The organism is Raoultella sp., assembly GCF_039594335.1.
Lineage (GTDB): Bacteria > Pseudomonadota > Gammaproteobacteria > Enterobacterales > Enterobacteriaceae > Klebsiella.
The window spans coordinates 1-15,040 of record NZ_JBCNNS010000105.1 but is presented as its reverse complement, the minus strand read 5'-3'; the positions used below and the strand labels follow the sequence as shown (position 1 = coordinate 15,040).

Annotated in this window: 13 protein-coding genes and 2 pseudogenes; 5 read left to right on the top strand and 10 right to left on the bottom strand. The window is 52.2% G+C overall.

The window, feature by feature from the left end; genetic code table 11:
- Positions 1-37: 37 nt before the first annotated feature.
- From ACZAHD_RS16915 to ACZAHD_RS16900, 4 genes and pseudogenes are all read right to left on the bottom strand, one after another.
- Positions 38-442, bottom strand: coding sequence for a hypothetical protein (locus ACZAHD_RS16915; RefSeq protein WP_462457800.1), 405 nt, complete (start codon positions 440-442; stop codon positions 38-40).
- Positions 443-1,279: 837 nt separating this feature from the next.
- Positions 1,280-1,591: pseudogene (locus ACZAHD_RS16910) on the bottom strand (IS110 family transposase); the annotation flags it as partial.
- Between the two features lie 107 nt (positions 1,592-1,698).
- Positions 1,699-1,896, bottom strand: a complete 198-nt coding sequence (locus tag ACZAHD_RS16905) for a DDE-type integrase/transposase/recombinase (RefSeq protein ID WP_462457799.1) — start codon at positions 1,894-1,896, stop codon at positions 1,699-1,701.
- Positions 1,815-2,063 carry a hypothetical protein gene (locus ACZAHD_RS16900; protein ID WP_462457802.1) on the bottom strand — a complete coding sequence of 83 codons (249 nt, stop codon included), beginning with the start codon at positions 2,061-2,063 and terminating at the stop codon, positions 1,815-1,817. The genes ACZAHD_RS16905 and ACZAHD_RS16900 overlap by 82 nt, the downstream gene beginning before the upstream one ends.
- A gap of 545 nt (positions 2,064-2,608) precedes the next feature.
- On the opposite strand from ACZAHD_RS16900, the gene ACZAHD_RS16895 reads away from it, so the two are divergent.
- Positions 2,609-3,304, top strand: coding sequence for an MgtC family protein (locus ACZAHD_RS16895; RefSeq protein WP_462457798.1), 696 nt, complete (start codon positions 2,609-2,611; stop codon positions 3,302-3,304).
- Positions 3,305-3,459: 155 nt separating this feature from the next.
- The gene (gene mgtA / locus ACZAHD_RS16890) at positions 3,460-6,192 is read left to right on the top strand and encodes a magnesium-translocating P-type ATPase (RefSeq protein WP_462457797.1); all 2,733 of its coding nucleotides are present in this window, start codon (positions 3,460-3,462) and stop codon (positions 6,190-6,192) included.
- 260 nt (positions 6,193-6,452) lie between these two features.
- Here the strand turns inward: mgtA and ychF are convergent, their stop codons facing one another.
- Both ychF and pth read right to left on the bottom strand, forming a co-directional pair.
- Positions 6,453-7,547 (bottom strand): redox-regulated ATPase YchF, encoded by a 1,095-nt coding sequence (gene ychF, locus ACZAHD_RS16885; RefSeq protein ID WP_462457796.1) that lies wholly within the window; start codon positions 7,545-7,547, stop codon positions 6,453-6,455.
- A gap of 117 nt (positions 7,548-7,664) precedes the next feature.
- Complete coding sequence (gene pth, locus ACZAHD_RS16880; protein WP_462457795.1) at positions 7,665-8,249, bottom strand: aminoacyl-tRNA hydrolase; 585 nt, start codon at positions 8,247-8,249, stop codon at positions 7,665-7,667.
- 272 nt (positions 8,250-8,521) lie between these two features.
- Between pth and ychH the strand changes: the two genes are divergently transcribed.
- On the top strand, positions 8,522-8,797 hold the full coding sequence (gene ychH, locus ACZAHD_RS16875; RefSeq protein WP_462457794.1) for a stress-induced protein YchH: 276 nt from the start codon (positions 8,522-8,524) through the stop codon (positions 8,795-8,797).
- A 244-nt stretch (positions 8,798-9,041) separates the two neighbouring features.
- Positions 9,042-10,088 carry a MerR family transcriptional regulator gene (locus tag ACZAHD_RS16870; RefSeq protein ID WP_462457793.1) on the top strand — a complete coding sequence of 349 codons (1,047 nt, stop codon included), beginning with the start codon at positions 9,042-9,044 and terminating at the stop codon, positions 10,086-10,088.
- Here the strand turns inward: ACZAHD_RS16870 and dauA are convergent, their stop codons facing one another.
- The 4 genes from dauA to lolB form a co-directional block, all read right to left on the bottom strand.
- Positions 10,089-11,768: a C4-dicarboxylic acid transporter DauA gene (gene dauA / locus ACZAHD_RS16865; protein WP_462457792.1), complete on the bottom strand. Its 1,680-nt coding sequence runs from the start codon at positions 11,766-11,768 to the stop codon at positions 10,089-10,091.
- 250 nt (positions 11,769-12,018) lie between these two features.
- Positions 12,019-12,966, bottom strand: a complete 948-nt coding sequence (prs, locus tag ACZAHD_RS16860) for a ribose-phosphate diphosphokinase (protein WP_004863536.1) — start codon at positions 12,964-12,966, stop codon at positions 12,019-12,021.
- Between the two features lie 180 nt (positions 12,967-13,146).
- Positions 13,147-13,998: a 4-(cytidine 5'-diphospho)-2-C-methyl-D-erythritol kinase gene (ispE, locus tag ACZAHD_RS16855; protein WP_462457801.1), complete on the bottom strand. Its 852-nt coding sequence runs from the start codon at positions 13,996-13,998 to the stop codon at positions 13,147-13,149.
- On the bottom strand, positions 13,998-14,609 hold the full coding sequence (gene lolB, locus ACZAHD_RS16850) for a lipoprotein insertase outer membrane protein LolB (protein WP_462457791.1): 612 nt from the start codon (positions 14,607-14,609) through the stop codon (positions 13,998-14,000). Before lolB ends, ispE begins: the two co-directional genes overlap by 1 nt.
- A 273-nt stretch (positions 14,610-14,882) precedes the next feature.
- Here lolB and hemA point away from each other — a divergent pair.
- Positions 14,883-15,040, top strand: a pseudogene (gene hemA, locus ACZAHD_RS16845) (glutamyl-tRNA reductase); the annotation flags it as partial.

Below are 15,040 nucleotides of genomic sequence, written 5' to 3'. Positions count from 1 at the left end.
TTTTTAGACATGATGTTTAACGAGGATTTGTAGTGTGTCATGATATATTTCCGCCAAGAGATTCTGTTTTTTGTGCTCTGTTTTTAAATTCTTCGATGAGAAGGTTTGTTATATTGTTGCACTTATAGTTTATTTTGTATTCAAAAAGAGGTGTGATGGTTTTTGTTATATTTTCAGATGTTTTGTCAGAAAACGAAGAATAATATTTAGCTTCGGTGATCAAAGAATGTATTTCGTTATAGTCAGATTTGTATTTCTTGTTGAGATTGACAAGTTCATTTGCATTGTTTAAACAATGCTTGAGAAACAATAATTGGTCAGAGTTTGTATTTTCGTTTGTGTTTTCAATAGGTGGAGTTGCATTTGTTGTTTTTAGATTGTTACATCCTTGTAAGGCTGTTGATGATATTAAGAGGAAAAAAATTGCGAGTCTTTTTTTCATTTTCCATTTACCTTTGAAGTGGTTTCTACTAGTCCTAAGTGAAAGCCACATCATAACTAAGGATTTTTTTAAAATCAATATAAGATAAATGTGTACTTTTTATCTTCAATAATTGTCTTATCTTCTTCGCATACGTTTTCCTTTCACTGTCCCTCAATCGCCGAGTATCTCTGCGTTTTCTTTATGTCGCAATGGCAACAAAAACAGTCCCTGCTATCATTTTTAAAATAAAATTATCAAATAGTAATTAAGGCATCTATTCATATAAATGATGATTTTGGTTTTTCGATGATTGAATGGTTGTTTTGCTCTCTTCCTTTTATCGAGATCCGTTTACCGGTAAAGGTGAAAAATTCATGCTATCTCTTTTCGATCATTTGCTTTCGTACCTTTCGGGCGTCAGCATGATTCTATGCTGATGGAGGCTATTTTATGAAACGTGTTATATACATGGCGGCAACGCTATTTTTAGTACAACGGTACTTGCTAAGGGGGCGTTTGAAATTAATGACTCTCCGCTGACACTGGTGATAGAAATCGACCTGAATATCCCAGCGCAGCGAGTGGCAGGCGCTGGTCAGGATAGAGGCAAATCGTGGTTATCTGTTAAAACTACGAATGGATTACTGTCTGAGAAAACAGTTTTTATGCAAAGGGAGTCTGTCATCTGATAAGAAGGCGATAGTTTATTTTATAGCGGATATTGCTTATTCCCGTTTGGCTTATAAATATGCTTACTATGATATATAAGGGGCCGGATGGCCCGACAGGACTTAACACAGCATTTTGACCTTGAGTATTATCTAATGGTCGCGATGTGCCTTACGATCCGTTGAATCACATCTCATGGCTTATTTCATAATAACCTTTATGACCAATGTCCCGCTTTATAATTGCCTGCGACACTCTGGCGGCGTTTGTTGCAACTGCCGTCATAGCCTTTGTTTTCAGATCTGGCTTATCTCCATTTTCCTGGATATCGCGTTTATATGTGTTGCGGAGGCTGTTTGCTCTCGTTCTTACGGCTACGGTGGCGGCAAGACCGACGGCATATTTTAAACACGCATTTCCACGTTTCGACAATCTGTAACCACTGTGTATTTGTCCGTTCTGACTAGCTGAAAGACTAAAATCGCAGGAGTTGAAATACGGGGAACGTGTCAGGCGATCCCGTTTCAATAACGTCAGCGCACGGCCATAAGGGGACGCCTTATCTGTGTTGATTGCGTAGGGGATTTGCCAGCCTTGCACATTATTTAAAATCTTGCTGAGAAAACGCTATGCCGCTTTGCTGTTACGACGTAAAGAGAGATAGAAATCAATGGCGCGGTCCTTACTGTCAACTGCCGGTACAGGTAAGTCCATCGGCCATTCACTTTGGTAAAAGTTTCATCCAGATGCCATGAACAGAAGCCAGAAGGTTGACACCAGTACCATGATAGCCGTTTTCCCATCTCCGGTGCATATCGCTAAACCCAGCGATAAAGGTGTGATCGACATTCACGCCGCGTTCGGCCAGCATCTCCTGCAGTTCACGATAGCTGATGTCATATTTGCAGTACCAGCGCACTGCCCAAAGGATGATATCTCGCTGAAAGTGCCGGCCTTTAAATACGTTCATGAGTAACGTTACTGGTGAAAACGAAAGCAAAGTCTCTTAGCGAAGCTGATCTTTGCCACAGTGCCAGATTTGGTGCTAAGTGTGCTGAGTGCGGCGATCGTGACGTCGATAATTAATGGCGTCTTTGATTAGTGAATTAACTCCGGTTCGCACCGGGGTTAAGTTTATCAGGACGGGATTTGCGCATTAAGGTCATTCTAAACAAATCGTCACTAAAGCGCGATTTTAACTTTACTCGAATGATTGAATGACTATAATGAGCACAAATTCACACAGGAGAAATATGTTGGACAGTCACCCTTACTTAATCATCAAGGCAAGCTGACGCTATTTTTTCTGCGCTGCTTGCCAACCGGCGGGCAGCAATCTCCTCATCCAGACGATTGCATCCCATAAAGAATAACGCAGCATGGCTGCGAGGATAATCGTCATGTTCATGTTTAAAAATACATTATTCCCTCCACCTTCAACGCGACGTTAATCGCCTTTTCGGCGACAATTTGTCGTGTGCTTAATAAAGCACGTAGTTAATTCTTCCAGCAAAAATGGAGGAAGTTATGTTGATGTTTCCTTATATCGCAAATTTACTCGCCGCGATGCTGTTGGGCGCACTGATTGGCGCTGAAAGACAGTGGCGTCAGCGTATGGCCGGACTGCGCACCAATGCGCTGGTCGCCACCGGGGCGGCGGTTTTTATTTTGAGCTCCATTTCAACATCGCCAGACAGTCCGGGACGTATTGCCGCACAGGTGGTTTCCGGAATTGGATTTCTCGGTGCAGGCGTCATCATGCGGGAAGGCATGAACGTGCGCGGCCTGAATACCGCCGCAACCCTGTGGTGTTCGGCGGCGATTGGCGTGCTGTGTGGACTGGGTCAGTTCTGGCAAGCGGCGGTGGCAACGCTGATAATCCTGTGCGCGAATATACTCCTGCGCGAAGCGGCGCAGAGAATTAATCAGATCCCCGGCGCGACAGAAGAAGAGAAATGCTACGTCCTGAATATTGTCTGTCAAAGCGAATATGAAAACGCAATTCGTCAACTATTGCTTAATATCAGCAAAGAGATGACGTTCAGCCTTCAGGGACTGGTGTCGATAGCAGCAAAAGAACAAGGCCATAAAGAAATTCGCATCGAGCTGGTTGGTAATACAGCCCACCGCAAAGCACAAGATCTTATTATGTCAAGAATTGGCGGTGATGAAAAAATTACGTCAGTCCGCTGGAGCGTCGAGGGGGGTTAACCTCACGGCTATTTTTCTCTGACAATGATTTGTCTAAGGAGGGAATGATGGATATTCCCAGACAATTAAAGTAATAAGCGTTTAATAACGTAAAAATGAATTATGCATAAGTCATTTATGCAGGGATAACGACGTCTTAAATTTGAGGGTTAATCATGACTGACATGAAAATAGAAAACCGGAAAATAAATCGGTCTGCGTCAGAAAATGATAAGCAGCATAAAAAAAGCTTCGCCATTGAAACTGAAGCATTTAACAGCCCGGATCATACGCTGGCGCGGTTAAACAGCAGTCGCCAGGGGCTCACCACCGAAGATGCCCTTGAACGACTGGATGAATATGGCCGCAATGAAGTGGCGCATGAGCAGGCGCCGCCGGTGTTGATCCAGCTTTTGCAGGCATTCAATAACCCGTTTATTTATGTCCTGATGGCGCTGGCCGCCGTCAGCTTCGTGACCGATTACTGGCTACCGTCGCGTAACGGCGAAGAGACCGATCTGACCGGGATCATCATTATCATCACGATGGTCAGCCTGAGCGGGTTATTGCGTTTCTGGCAGGAGTTTCGTACCAACAAAGCGGCGCAGGCGCTGAAATCCATGGTTCGCACCACGGCGACGGTGTTGCGTCGCGGTCCCGGTAATATGGGGCCGGTGCCGGAGGAGATTGCCATTGAGGAGCTGGTCCCCGGTGACATCATCTTCCTGGCTGCGGGGGATCTGGTTCCGGCGGACGTCCGCCTGCTGGAGTCCCGGGACCTGTTTGTCAGCCAGTCGATACTCAGCGGCGAATCGCTGCCGGTTGAGAAGTATGACGTTCTGGCCAGCGTTTCCGGCAAAGGGTCCGACAGGCTTCCTGAGCCGAACAAAGACAAAAATCTGCTGGAGATGGGCAATATCTGTCTGATGGGCACCAACGTGACCAGCGGCAGGGCGCAGGCGGTGGTTGTGGCTACCGGAAACCGCACCTGGTTTGGTTCGCTGGCGAAGTCCATCGTCGGCACGCGTACCCAGACGGCGTTCGACCGCGGGGTAAACAGCGTTAGCTGGCTGCTGATCCGCTTTATGTTGGTGATGGTACCGATTGTGCTGCTGATTAATGGTTTCAGCAAAGGTGACTGGGTTGAGGCATCGCTGTTTGCCCTGGCGGTCGCGGTTGGCCTGACGCCGGAAATGCTGCCGATGATCGTCAGCTCAAACTTGGCGAAAGGCGCTATCTCCATGTCGCGGCGCAAAGTGATCGTCAAGCGGCTGAACGCCATTCAGAACTTTGGCGCCATGGATGTGCTGTGTACCGATAAAACCGGCACACTGACTCAGGACAATATCATTCTTGAGCATCATCTTAATGTCAGCGGTAATGAGAGCGACCGGGTGCTGACGCTGGCGTGGCTCAATAGCAGCAGCCAGAGTGGAGCGCGTAACCTGATGGATCGGGCGGTGCTGCGCTTTGGCGAGGGCAGGATTGCGGCAGCAACCAAAGAGCGGTTTGTAAAGCTTGATGAACTGCCGTTTGATTTTGTACGCCGTCGGGTATCGGTTTCGGTTGAAGATGTCCGTCACGGTGACAAAAGCCTGATCTGCAAAGGCGCTGTCGAAGAGATGCTGATGGTCTCCACGCAGCTTCGTGATGGCGATAACGTTGTTGCGCTGGATGAAACCCGACGCGATCTGCTGTTAGCCAAAACGAAGGATTATAACGCCCAGGGCTTCCGTGTGCTGCTGGTCGCAACCCGCAAGCTGGATGACTCCGCCCTGACCACGCCGCTGTGTACCGCCGATGAGCAGGGACTGACGGTTGAAGGGATGCTGACTTTCCTCGATCCGCCGAAAGAGAGCGCGGGAAAAGCCATTACCGCGCTGCGCGATAACGGTGTGGCGGTGAAAGTCCTGACTGGCGATAACCCGGTGGTCACGGCACGTATTTGCCTGGAAGTGGGCATTGATGCCCACGGCATCCTGACCGGGGCCCAGGTTGAAGCGATGACGGATAATGAACTGGAGCGTGAAGTGGAAAAGCGCGCAGTATTCGCCAGGCTGACGCCGCTGCAGAAGTCGCGCATCCTGAAAACGCTACAGAAAAACGGCCACACCGTCGGCTTTCTCGGCGACGGCATCAACGATGCGCCGGCTCTGCGCGATGCGGACGTAGGTATTTCGGTCGACAGTGCGGCGGATATCGCCAAAGAAGCATCGGATATCATCCTACTGGAAAAGGATCTGATGGTGCTGGAAGAAGGGGTGATCAAAGGACGTGAGACCTTCGGCAATATCATTAAGTACCTGAATATGACCGCCAGCTCTAACTTCGGCAACGTTTTCTCCGTACTGGTGGCCAGCGCGTTTATTCCGTTCCTGCCGATGTTGGCGATTCATCTGCTGATCCAGAACCTGATGTACGATCTCTCCCAGCTCTCGCTGCCGTGGGACAAGATGGACAAAGAGTTTCTGCGCAAACCGCGCAAGTGGGATGCGAAGAACATTGGCCGTTTTATGCTGTGGATTGGCCCGACGTCGTCCATTTTTGATATCACCACCTTCGCGCTGATGTGGTACGTGTTTGCGGCGAATAATGTCGAAGCCCAGGCGCTGTTCCAGTCCGGGTGGTTTATTGAAGGGCTGCTGTCGCAAACGCTGGTCGTGCATATGTTGAGAACGCAGAAAATTCCATTTATCCAGAGCCGGGCGACGTTGCCGGTGCTGCTCACCACCGGGGTGATTATGGCGATCGGGATCTACATTCCTTTCTCGCCACTGGGAGCGATGGTTGGGCTGGAGCCGTTGCCGCTAAGCTACTTCCCGTGGCTGATCGCGACGCTACTCAGCTATTGCCTGGTGGCGCAGGGCATGAAGCGTTTCTATATCAAACGTTTCGGTCAGTGGTTCTGACAATAAGGAAGCGCTGAGATGAATCGTTCTCCGGACACCATCTGCTGGAGCACAGCGTTGACATTTGAACGGACCCCACACCGGTAGACGAGCCTGCCCTATAGTCGGATTGTACTCATGCCTGCACTCATTTTTGACTGTACTGTCATGAGATTACATGAGATGTTATGAAAAGAAAAATCCACGCAGTTGCGTGGATTTTATAAGTTTTTTTAATCTTCATGAGGCTCAATGAAACCTCATGAGACAACAAATTTTATTTAGACGTTAAACAGGAAGTTCATGACATCGCCATCTTTAACGATGTAGTCTTTCCCTTCGGCACGCATCTTGCCGGCTTCTTTCGCCCCTTGCTCACCTTTGTAAGTGATAAAGTCTTCATAGGCGATGGTCTGGGCACGGATAAAGCCTTTTTCGAAGTCAGTGTGGATTTTGCCTGCCGCCTGCGGAGCGGTCGCGCCAACAGGGATAGTCCACGCGCGAACTTCTTTTACGCCAGCCGTAAAGTAGGTCTGCAGATTCAGCAGCTCATAACCGGCACGGATCACGCGGTTCAGGCCCGGCTCTTCGAGACCCAACTCGGCCATAAACTCATCACGGTCGGCATCGTCAAGTTCAGCGATATCAGATTCGACAGCGGCGCACACGGCGACCACCACGGAGCCTTCGGCAGCGGCGATCTCACGAACTGTATCGAGGTACGGGTTGTTCTCAAAACCGTCTTCGTTCACGTTAGCGATGTACATGGTCGGCTTCAGCGTCAGGAAGCTCAGGTATTTGATGGCGGCCCTGTCTTCTTCGGTCAGGTTTTTCAGCGCGCGCAGCATGCCGGCGTTTTCCAGCTGTGGCAGGCATTTTTCCAGCGCCGCCAGCTCAGCTTTCGCGTCTTTATCGCCGCCTTTAGCTTTCTTCTGTACGCGGTGAATCGCGCGTTCGCAGGTGTCGAGGTCGGACAGCGCCAGTTCGGTGTTGATCACATCGATGTCGTCAGCTGGATCCACTTTGTTATTCACGTGGATGATGTTGTCGTTCTCGAAGCAGCGCACCACGTGACCGATAGCTTCGGTTTCACGGATGTTGGTCAGAAACTGGTTACCCAGACCTTCGCCTTTGGACGCGCCTTTTACCAGGCCCGCGATGTCGACGAATTCCATGGTGGTCGGCAGAATGCGCTGTGGTTTGACGATTTCAGCCAGCTTGTCCAGACGCGGATCGGGCATCGGCACGACACCGGTGTTCGGCTCAATGGTACAGAAGGGGAAGTTGGCCGCTTCAATACCCGCTTTGGTGAGCGCATTGAACAGGGTGGATTTGCCGACGTTGGGCAAACCGACGATACCGCATTTGAATCCCATGATTTAAATCACCTTAATCTTTGGATAATCAACCCGTTACATTGAACAGATTGCAGAAAAGTAAATAGCTTTGGCTATTATACACGGTGCGCAGCAAAAATTCCGCACGTCGACCGGTTATTGCGCTTTAAAAGCGTGTAAACGGTTGGTCGCTTTGGTGAGACCGTCTTTCAGCCACACTTCGGTGCAACGCGCCGCTTCGTCAACCGCTTCATCAATCAGTTTCTGTTCGCTCGCCGGTGGTTTACCCAGCACAAAACCGACAACTTTGTTTTTATCGCCCGGATGGCCGATTCCGACACGTAAGCGATGAAAGTTGGGGTTATTGCCCAACTTGCTGATGATATCTTTCAGACCATTGTGGCCGCCGTGTCCACCACCGAGCTTAAATTTTGCCACCCCCGGCGGCAGATCCAGCTCATCGTGCGCCACCAGAATCTCATCAGGATTAATACGGTAGAAGGTGGCGATGGCCGCCACGGCTTTACCGCTGAGGTTCATAAAGGTGGTCGGGACCAACAGGCGGACATCTTCGCCGGCAAGGTTAATCCGCGAGGTGTAACCGAAGAATTTGCTCTCTTCGCGCAGCGGGGCGCGATGGCGGTCAGCCAGTAAATCTACGTACCAGGCGCCAGCATTGTGCCGGGTCGCCGCATATTCTGCGCCGGGGTTTGCCAGGCCGACAATCAGTTTTATCGTCACTTTTCTATCCTGCTAGGGGCGTTCTCTGGCGCGTAGTGTACTGTTTGCTGACGCGGTTGACAAAATTCTGCCGACACAACGGTAGGGAAAGAGATAATTACTCTCATGAATCATTAGAATTTTAAGTTGTTCAGTGAGTTATTTGTAAGTTTTTGTTGATTTGATATTAACTAATGTGATCGCCGACGCAATCAATCTTATCCCCATTGCCTATACTAGACCTATAAGTTTTGGGGATATTCCCAGGTAACCCAAGGTTCCGGAGGTGACATATGAAACGCAGAAACGCTTCGTTACTCGGTAATGTACTGATGGGTTTAGGATTGGTCGTCATGGTTGTTGGCGTCGGTTACTCTATTTTAAACCAGCTTCCGCAGCTTGACCTGCCGCAGTTCTTCGCTCATGGCGCGATATTAAGTATTTTTGTCGGCGCGGTTCTCTGGCTCGCCGGAGCGCGCGTTGGCGGGCATGAACAGGTCTGCGACAAATACTGGTGGGTCCGCCATTACGATAAACGTGGCCGCCGCGATCAGCATCGGCATAGCTAAGTTAGTTCATCGCACTGGCCGTCTCTGGCGGCGGATGCGCTTACATTTACATAATGTTTTTATTTGCAGCCAGTTGCCTTATTGCAACTGGCTGTTTTGCTTTTAGCGTCGTCTCTTTTCTTCGGATCAACTCCTTTGCTGCCCGGATTACGCCTTCACGATAAAATAGATCTTTCTTTGACTCTTGACCCTGACGTAACGTCAGGCGGCAGAGTAGCGCTATGGTCGAACGACAGGAGCAGTTATGTTAATTCAGGTGGGTGAACTGGCGAGACGTGCTGGAATGACCGTTCGCACGCTACATCACTATGAACAAACGGGGCTGCTGATGCCGTCGGCCAGAAGCGCGGCGGGTTACCGACTCTATAACCTGGCGGCGGTTCAGCGTCTGCATATGATTAAGGCGCTGGCGCAGACCGGGCTGGAGCTCGCCACTATTAAGGACTACCTTGACCAGGATGCGTTTTCGCTTTCAGACCTGCTGGTACAGCAGATCTCGACGCTGGATAAACAGCTGCGCGCGGTTTCCACGCTACGCGAACGGCTGGTTCAGCTGCGCGATGAGCTGGAAGGTGGTAGCGAGCCTGACCTGGAGTCCTGGCTGCAGACACTGGAGTTAATGAAAATGTACGATCGTTGGTTTAGTCCGCAGGAACTACAGGCACTGCCGTTTGCGGAGCAGGATGAGCAGCGCAACCAGGTCTGGCTGGCGCTGGTGATGGAGGTTCGCCAGTTAATCGCCGGGGCGTGCCCGGCAGAAGATCCGCGGGCCATGGCGCTGGCGACCCGCTGGATGGAGCGCCTGGAGCTGGATACGGCCGGGCGGCCCGAGTTTCTCACCCGCCTGAATGAAATGCACGTCGCCGAACCGCAAATGCGCGAGCAAACCGGTATCACCGTGGATGTTGTGGACTACATTACTCGCGCCTTTGCCGAGAGTAGACTGGCTATCTGGGCGCGCTATCTGAACGCCGATGAGCTGGCCTTCACTCGCGCACATTACTTTGATCGGCTGATGGAGTGGCCGGTGCTGGTGACGGCGCTGCACGAGGCGTGTCGCGAGCATTGCGACCCGGCATCTGCTGCGGGGCAGACGCTGGCCAGGCAGTGGCTGGCGTTGTTTCAGTCCTATGCCGGAACGAATCCTCAGACCCAGCAAAAATTCCGCCTGGCGATGGAGCGCGAACCGCATCTGATGAAAGGAACCTGGATGACGCCGGAGGTGCTCGGCTGGCTCCAGCAGGCGATTGGCGTGATGATGACGCAGGCGCATGCGCCCGCGTCACGGTAATTAAATGTCCGCCAGAGCGGCAGCACGGTCAGGATAGAAGCTCAGACGCCCTGGAATCGGCTGAACGCCTGCCCGTGCCAGGGTGCGCAGCGGCTGAAACTCGAGATTCGAGACGCGCAGTTCACAGCCTTCCGGAAGTTTGTTGACGAAACGCTGGAAGGCATCCAGCCCGCCGGCATCCAGTACCGGCACTGCATCCCACTTCAGGACCACGATCCGCTTACCGGCAATCCGCGTTTCCAGATCGTTAAACAGCCCGTCGGCTGCGGCAAAGAAGAGAGGGCCGATAACCCGCAGGACCAGCACATCGTCGGGCACATCAACGTTGACCGGTGCCAGATGGGTCATGCGCGCAATACGGCGCATGAACAGCAGCGAGGCCAGCACGATACCGACGCTGATAGCGATGACCATATCAAACAGTACGGTCAGCGACATGCACATCAGCATCACCACGATGTCGTCCTTCGGCGCGTAGCGCAGCAAATTCACTACTTTGTGCGCTTCGCTCATATTCCACGCCACCATCAGCAGTAGCGCCGCCATCGCTGACAGCGGGAGCCAGGAGAGCAGCGGCGCCAGCACCAGCAGCGCCATAATGACCAGCAGCGCATGGATAACGGCGGACACCGGTGATGTCGCGCCGGCGCGGACGTTAGCCGCTGAGCGGGCAATGGCCGCTGTGGCGGTAATACCGCCAAAGAAAGGAGCGACGATATTGCCAAGCCCCTGGCCTATCAGTTCACTGTTGGCTTTGTGCTTAGTACCGGTCATCCCGTCGAGAACCACCGCGCACAGCAGTGATTCAATCGCGCCGAGCATCGCCATCGAGAAGGCCGACGGCAGCAACGCTCGCAGTGACTCCCAACTGAGCGTAAAGTCGGAGCCAGGCATATCCCACGGTAGCACCAGCTGCGGCAGCAACTGCGGGATTCCGTTGCCCTGGCTACCGTCAGCCAAAATATAGTGAAACTGAGAGCCAATAGTCGCGACTTGACCACCCATAAGGTTGACGATCGCCATCACCGCGCAGCCCGCCAGCAGGGCAGGCAGGTGACCCGGCAGACGAATACCCAGACGCGGCCAGATAATCAGCGTGCCCAGCGTGACAATGCCGATGGCGGCATCGCCAGGATTCATGGTCGGCAGCGCCATAACCAGCGCGCCGACTTTCTGCAGATAATGCTCAGGCACGTGCGCCATCTGCAGACCGAGAAAATCTTTAATTTGCATGGTACCAATGGTGATACCGATCCCGGAGGTGAAGCCGAGGGTGACCGATAGCGGAATATATTCTATCAGGCGGCCAAAGCGGGCCAGGCCGAAAAGAATCAGGAAGATCCCTGACATTAAGGTGGCGACCAGCAATCCGGCAAGCCCGAACTGCTGCGAGACCGGATACAGAATCACCACGAAAGCGGCGGTAGGCCCGGAAACGCTGAAGCGTGACCCGCCGGTTAATGCAATGACGATCCCCGCCACCGCGGAGGTATAGAGACCGTACTGCGGCGCGACACCGCTGCCAATAGCCAACGCCATTGCCAGAGGAATGGCAATAATCCCGACCGTGATCCCGGCGATCAGATCGCGGGTGAAACGAGATAGTGTGTATTTTTCTTTCCAGCAAGCATCGATGAGGGCGCGGAAAGGCATCACATGTGAGGAAAATAATCTGTTCACAATAATGTTTGATCCATGAGCGCATCATCTGTCAACTAAATGGCAGGTGAAGGAGGCATTAGTTATTTCCACATCATCCTTCGGAATACCTCTTTGTTGGCTACGTTCATTTACCCCGATCACGTACTACCTGTACGCACCTGGGGATTCATTCACTTGCCGCCTTGACGCATGCCGAATGATTTTGTGAAAGAATAAAAGATTCAGAGACAAAAAAACCCGCCGCAGCGGGTTTTTTGGCCGGGCTCGATTAATGTTCGAACATAGCAGAGATAGATTCTTCGTTGCTGATACGACGAATCGCTTCCGCCAGCATGCCAGACAGCGTTAGCGTACGTACTTTTTCCAGCGCTTTGATTTCCGGCGCCAGCGGAATCGTATCGCAGACGACGAATTCATCAATCACAGAATTTTTAATGTTCTGGATAGCATTGCCGGAGAAGATCGGGTGAGTGGCGTAGGCAAATACGCGTTTTGCACCACGTTCTTTCAGGGCTTCAGCAGCTTTACACAGCGTGCCGCCGGTATCGATCATATCGTCAACCATGACGCAGTCGCGGCCGGCAACGTCACCGATGATGTGCATCACCTGGGAAACGTTAGCGCGCGGACGACGTTTGTCGATGATCGCCATATCGGTATCGTTCAGCAGTTTAGCGATAGCGCGAGCACGTACCACGCCGCCAATGTCCGGAGAAACCACGATCGGGTTATCCAGGTTCAGCTGCAGCATATCTTCCAGCAGAATAGGGCTGCCGAATACGTTATCAACCGGAACATCGAAGAAGCCCTGGATCTGTTCTGCATGCAGGTCAACGGTCAGTACGCGGTCAACGCCAACGCTGGACAGGAAATCGGCAACCACTTTCGCGGTAATCGGCACACGGGCAGAACGCACACGACGGTCCTGGCGAGCATAGCCGAAATAAGGGATAACAGCGGTGATACGACCCGCCGAAGCGCGACGCAGAGCATCAACCATAACAACCAATTCCATCAGGTTGTCGTTGGTGGGAGCACAAGTGGACTGGATGATGAAAATATCACCACCGCGTACGTTTTCATTGATTTGTACGCTGACTTCGCCGTCGCTAAAACGACCTACAGCGGCGTCGCCAAGAGAAGTGTACAGGCGGTTGGCAATACGTTGTGCTAGTTCCGGGGTGGCGTTACCAGCAAAAAGCTTCATATCAGGCACGAGAAGAACCTCAGGCATGCGTCCAGTGGTGGATGAAAAGTGCCAGAAACCGTGCGGGCGGCACTCTTCTATCCAGGCGGTGTATTTAAAGAGAACGATGCAACGTCTGGAACAGGGTGACGTTGTCACCGTTACTCAATTTGCCCGGCGAACTAAGGTAATTCGTGCAAAAAGGCAGAACTACCTGGCTAGGGCTAGCTTGAGCGGGGAGATATTCACTCCTCGCGCGACAAAGCCGTGTAGCCATTCCGGGGCTTGCTCCAGCACCTGACGAGCGGCAGATTCGGTGTCAAATTCAGCAAAGACACAGGCTCCTGTGCCAGTCAGGCGCGACGGCGCATATTCTAACAGCCAGGAAAGCGCCGCATCAACCTCGCGAAAACGTTTTCTTGCGATAACCTCGCAATCATTGCGAAATTCACATTTTAGTAACGTACTTATTGACCTGACCGGGGTATTTCGTGGTAGCTCGGGATCGCGAAAAACGATCGGCGTCGGAATACTGACCCCGGGATGAGCAACAAGGTACCACTTTTCTCGCGGTTCGACCGGCGTCAGAATCTCGCCAATGCCTTCGGCAAAGGCGGCGTGACCACGTACAAATACCGGCACATCGGCGCCAAGACTCAGTCCCAGCGTCGCCAGTTCCTCTTCCGATAATCCGCAGCCCCACAGATGATTCAGCGCCACCAGTACCGTCGCGGCGTTGGATGAACCGCCGCCCAGACCGCCGCCCATCGGCAGGCGTTTGTCGATGCTAATATCGGCGCCGCTACCGGCGGGAAACTGTCCGGATGCTGTCGCCGCCTGCATAAGTAGCCTTGCGGCGCGAATAATCAGATTTTCTTCATCGGCTACGCCGGCAACCGGTGTCAGCAGGCGCAGCGTGCCATCATGACGCGGTTCGATAGTTATGGTATCGCCATAGTCAAGAAACTGAAACAGCGTCTGCAGGGTGTGATAACCATCGGCGCGCCGTCCAGTGATGTACAAAAACAGGTTCAGCTTTGCAGGAGAGGGCCAGCGGGTCATCATTTCACAATCCAGTTATCCATTTTCAGCTTGATACGCTGACTGCCGTTATTCAACTCCACATTGGTCGGCAGCGATGGCTGGGTATCGTGGGTATAACCGCCGTAGGTGACGTGCCAGGTTTTACCGTTCTGCGTATAGTTCAGTTCGCTCAGGCGGTATTTATCGTCAAGCGAGTAGTCGGTGGCGTCACCCGGCAGGCCGACGATCCACTGGCGCAGGCTGTTTAGCGGAATCGGCATACCGGTCAGGCGGCCGATCATCTCTTCGGCATCGGTCGCCGTATAGGTCTGACCCTTGTTGTCGATAAGCGTCACGCTGCCCGGCTGGGCGGTCAGCGACAGTTCGGTGCTGCCTAGCGGGTTGGTCAGCAGCAGGCGATAGCGATCCTGGCCGGTTTGCTGCCAGAAGAAGCGAGCGTAAACTTTTTGTTCATCCGAGAGGTAAGCGAAGGCGCCGCGGGTCTGGTACTGGCTCAGATTGCGGACATCCTGCTGGTGCTGACGCCACTGAGGAGAGTCAGGGCTTTTGCCAGGGCCTTTCGGGGCGTTGAGAGTACAGGCGGTGAGGACCAGGCTTGCCAGCGGTAACAGGCGGAGCAGTCGATTCATAATGATGACAAATCCTTGATGTCTACAGTGAAATCCGGCGACGGGTTGGTACGCACACGATTTGTGTAGCGGGTTACAATGATAACTCTTAATGCTAGCGTTGCCCGGCGATAGCGTCTACGTTCAAATTGTCTGAAATCAAAAAATTACCGTTAATGGCTTTTATGCCCGATACCTATTACTCCAAAAGGGGGGCGTCTCTTTTATTGATTCCGCGCATCCTGTATGATGCGTTCAGACTAACCTTATCAACGCTGGTACTACTCCCTCACAATGACCCTTTTAGCTCTTGGCATTAATCACAAAACAGCCCCGGTCGCGCTGCGAGAACGCGTAACGTTTTCGCCGGACACGCTCGATAAGGCGCTGGAGAGCTTGCTGGCTCAGCCAATGGTGCAGGGCGGTGTGGTGTTGTCGACCTGTAATCGCAC

What these genes read in the sequence shown, in the direction of transcription:
- ACZAHD_RS16915 (WP_462457800.1), bottom strand. Translation starts at nt 442, where the DNA reads ATGAAAAAAAGACTCGCAATTTTTTTCCTCTTAATATCATCAACAGCC.
- ACZAHD_RS16905 (WP_462457799.1), bottom strand. Translation starts at nt 1,896, where the DNA reads ATGGGAAAACGGCTATCATGGTACTGGTGTCAACCTTCTGGCTTCTGT.
- ACZAHD_RS16900 (WP_462457802.1), bottom strand. Translation starts at nt 2,063, where the DNA reads ATGAACGTATTTAAAGGCCGGCACTTTCAGCGAGATATCATCCTTTGG.
- ACZAHD_RS16895 (WP_462457798.1), top strand. Translation starts at nt 2,609, where the DNA reads ATGGAGGAAGTTATGTTGATGTTTCCTTATATCGCAAATTTACTCGCC.
- mgtA (WP_462457797.1), top strand. Translation starts at nt 3,460, where the DNA reads ATGACTGACATGAAAATAGAAAACCGGAAAATAAATCGGTCTGCGTCA.
- ychF (WP_462457796.1), bottom strand. Translation starts at nt 7,547, where the DNA reads ATGGGATTCAAATGCGGTATCGTCGGTTTGCCCAACGTCGGCAAATCC.
- ychH (WP_462457794.1), top strand. Translation starts at nt 8,522, where the DNA reads ATGAAACGCAGAAACGCTTCGTTACTCGGTAATGTACTGATGGGTTTA.
- ACZAHD_RS16870 (WP_462457793.1), top strand. Translation starts at nt 9,042, where the DNA reads ATGTTAATTCAGGTGGGTGAACTGGCGAGACGTGCTGGAATGACCGTT.
- ispE (WP_462457801.1), bottom strand. Translation starts at nt 13,998, where the DNA reads ATGACCCGCTGGCCCTCTCCTGCAAAGCTGAACCTGTTTTTGTACATC.
- lolB (WP_462457791.1), bottom strand. Translation starts at nt 14,609, where the DNA reads ATGAATCGACTGCTCCGCCTGTTACCGCTGGCAAGCCTGGTCCTCACC.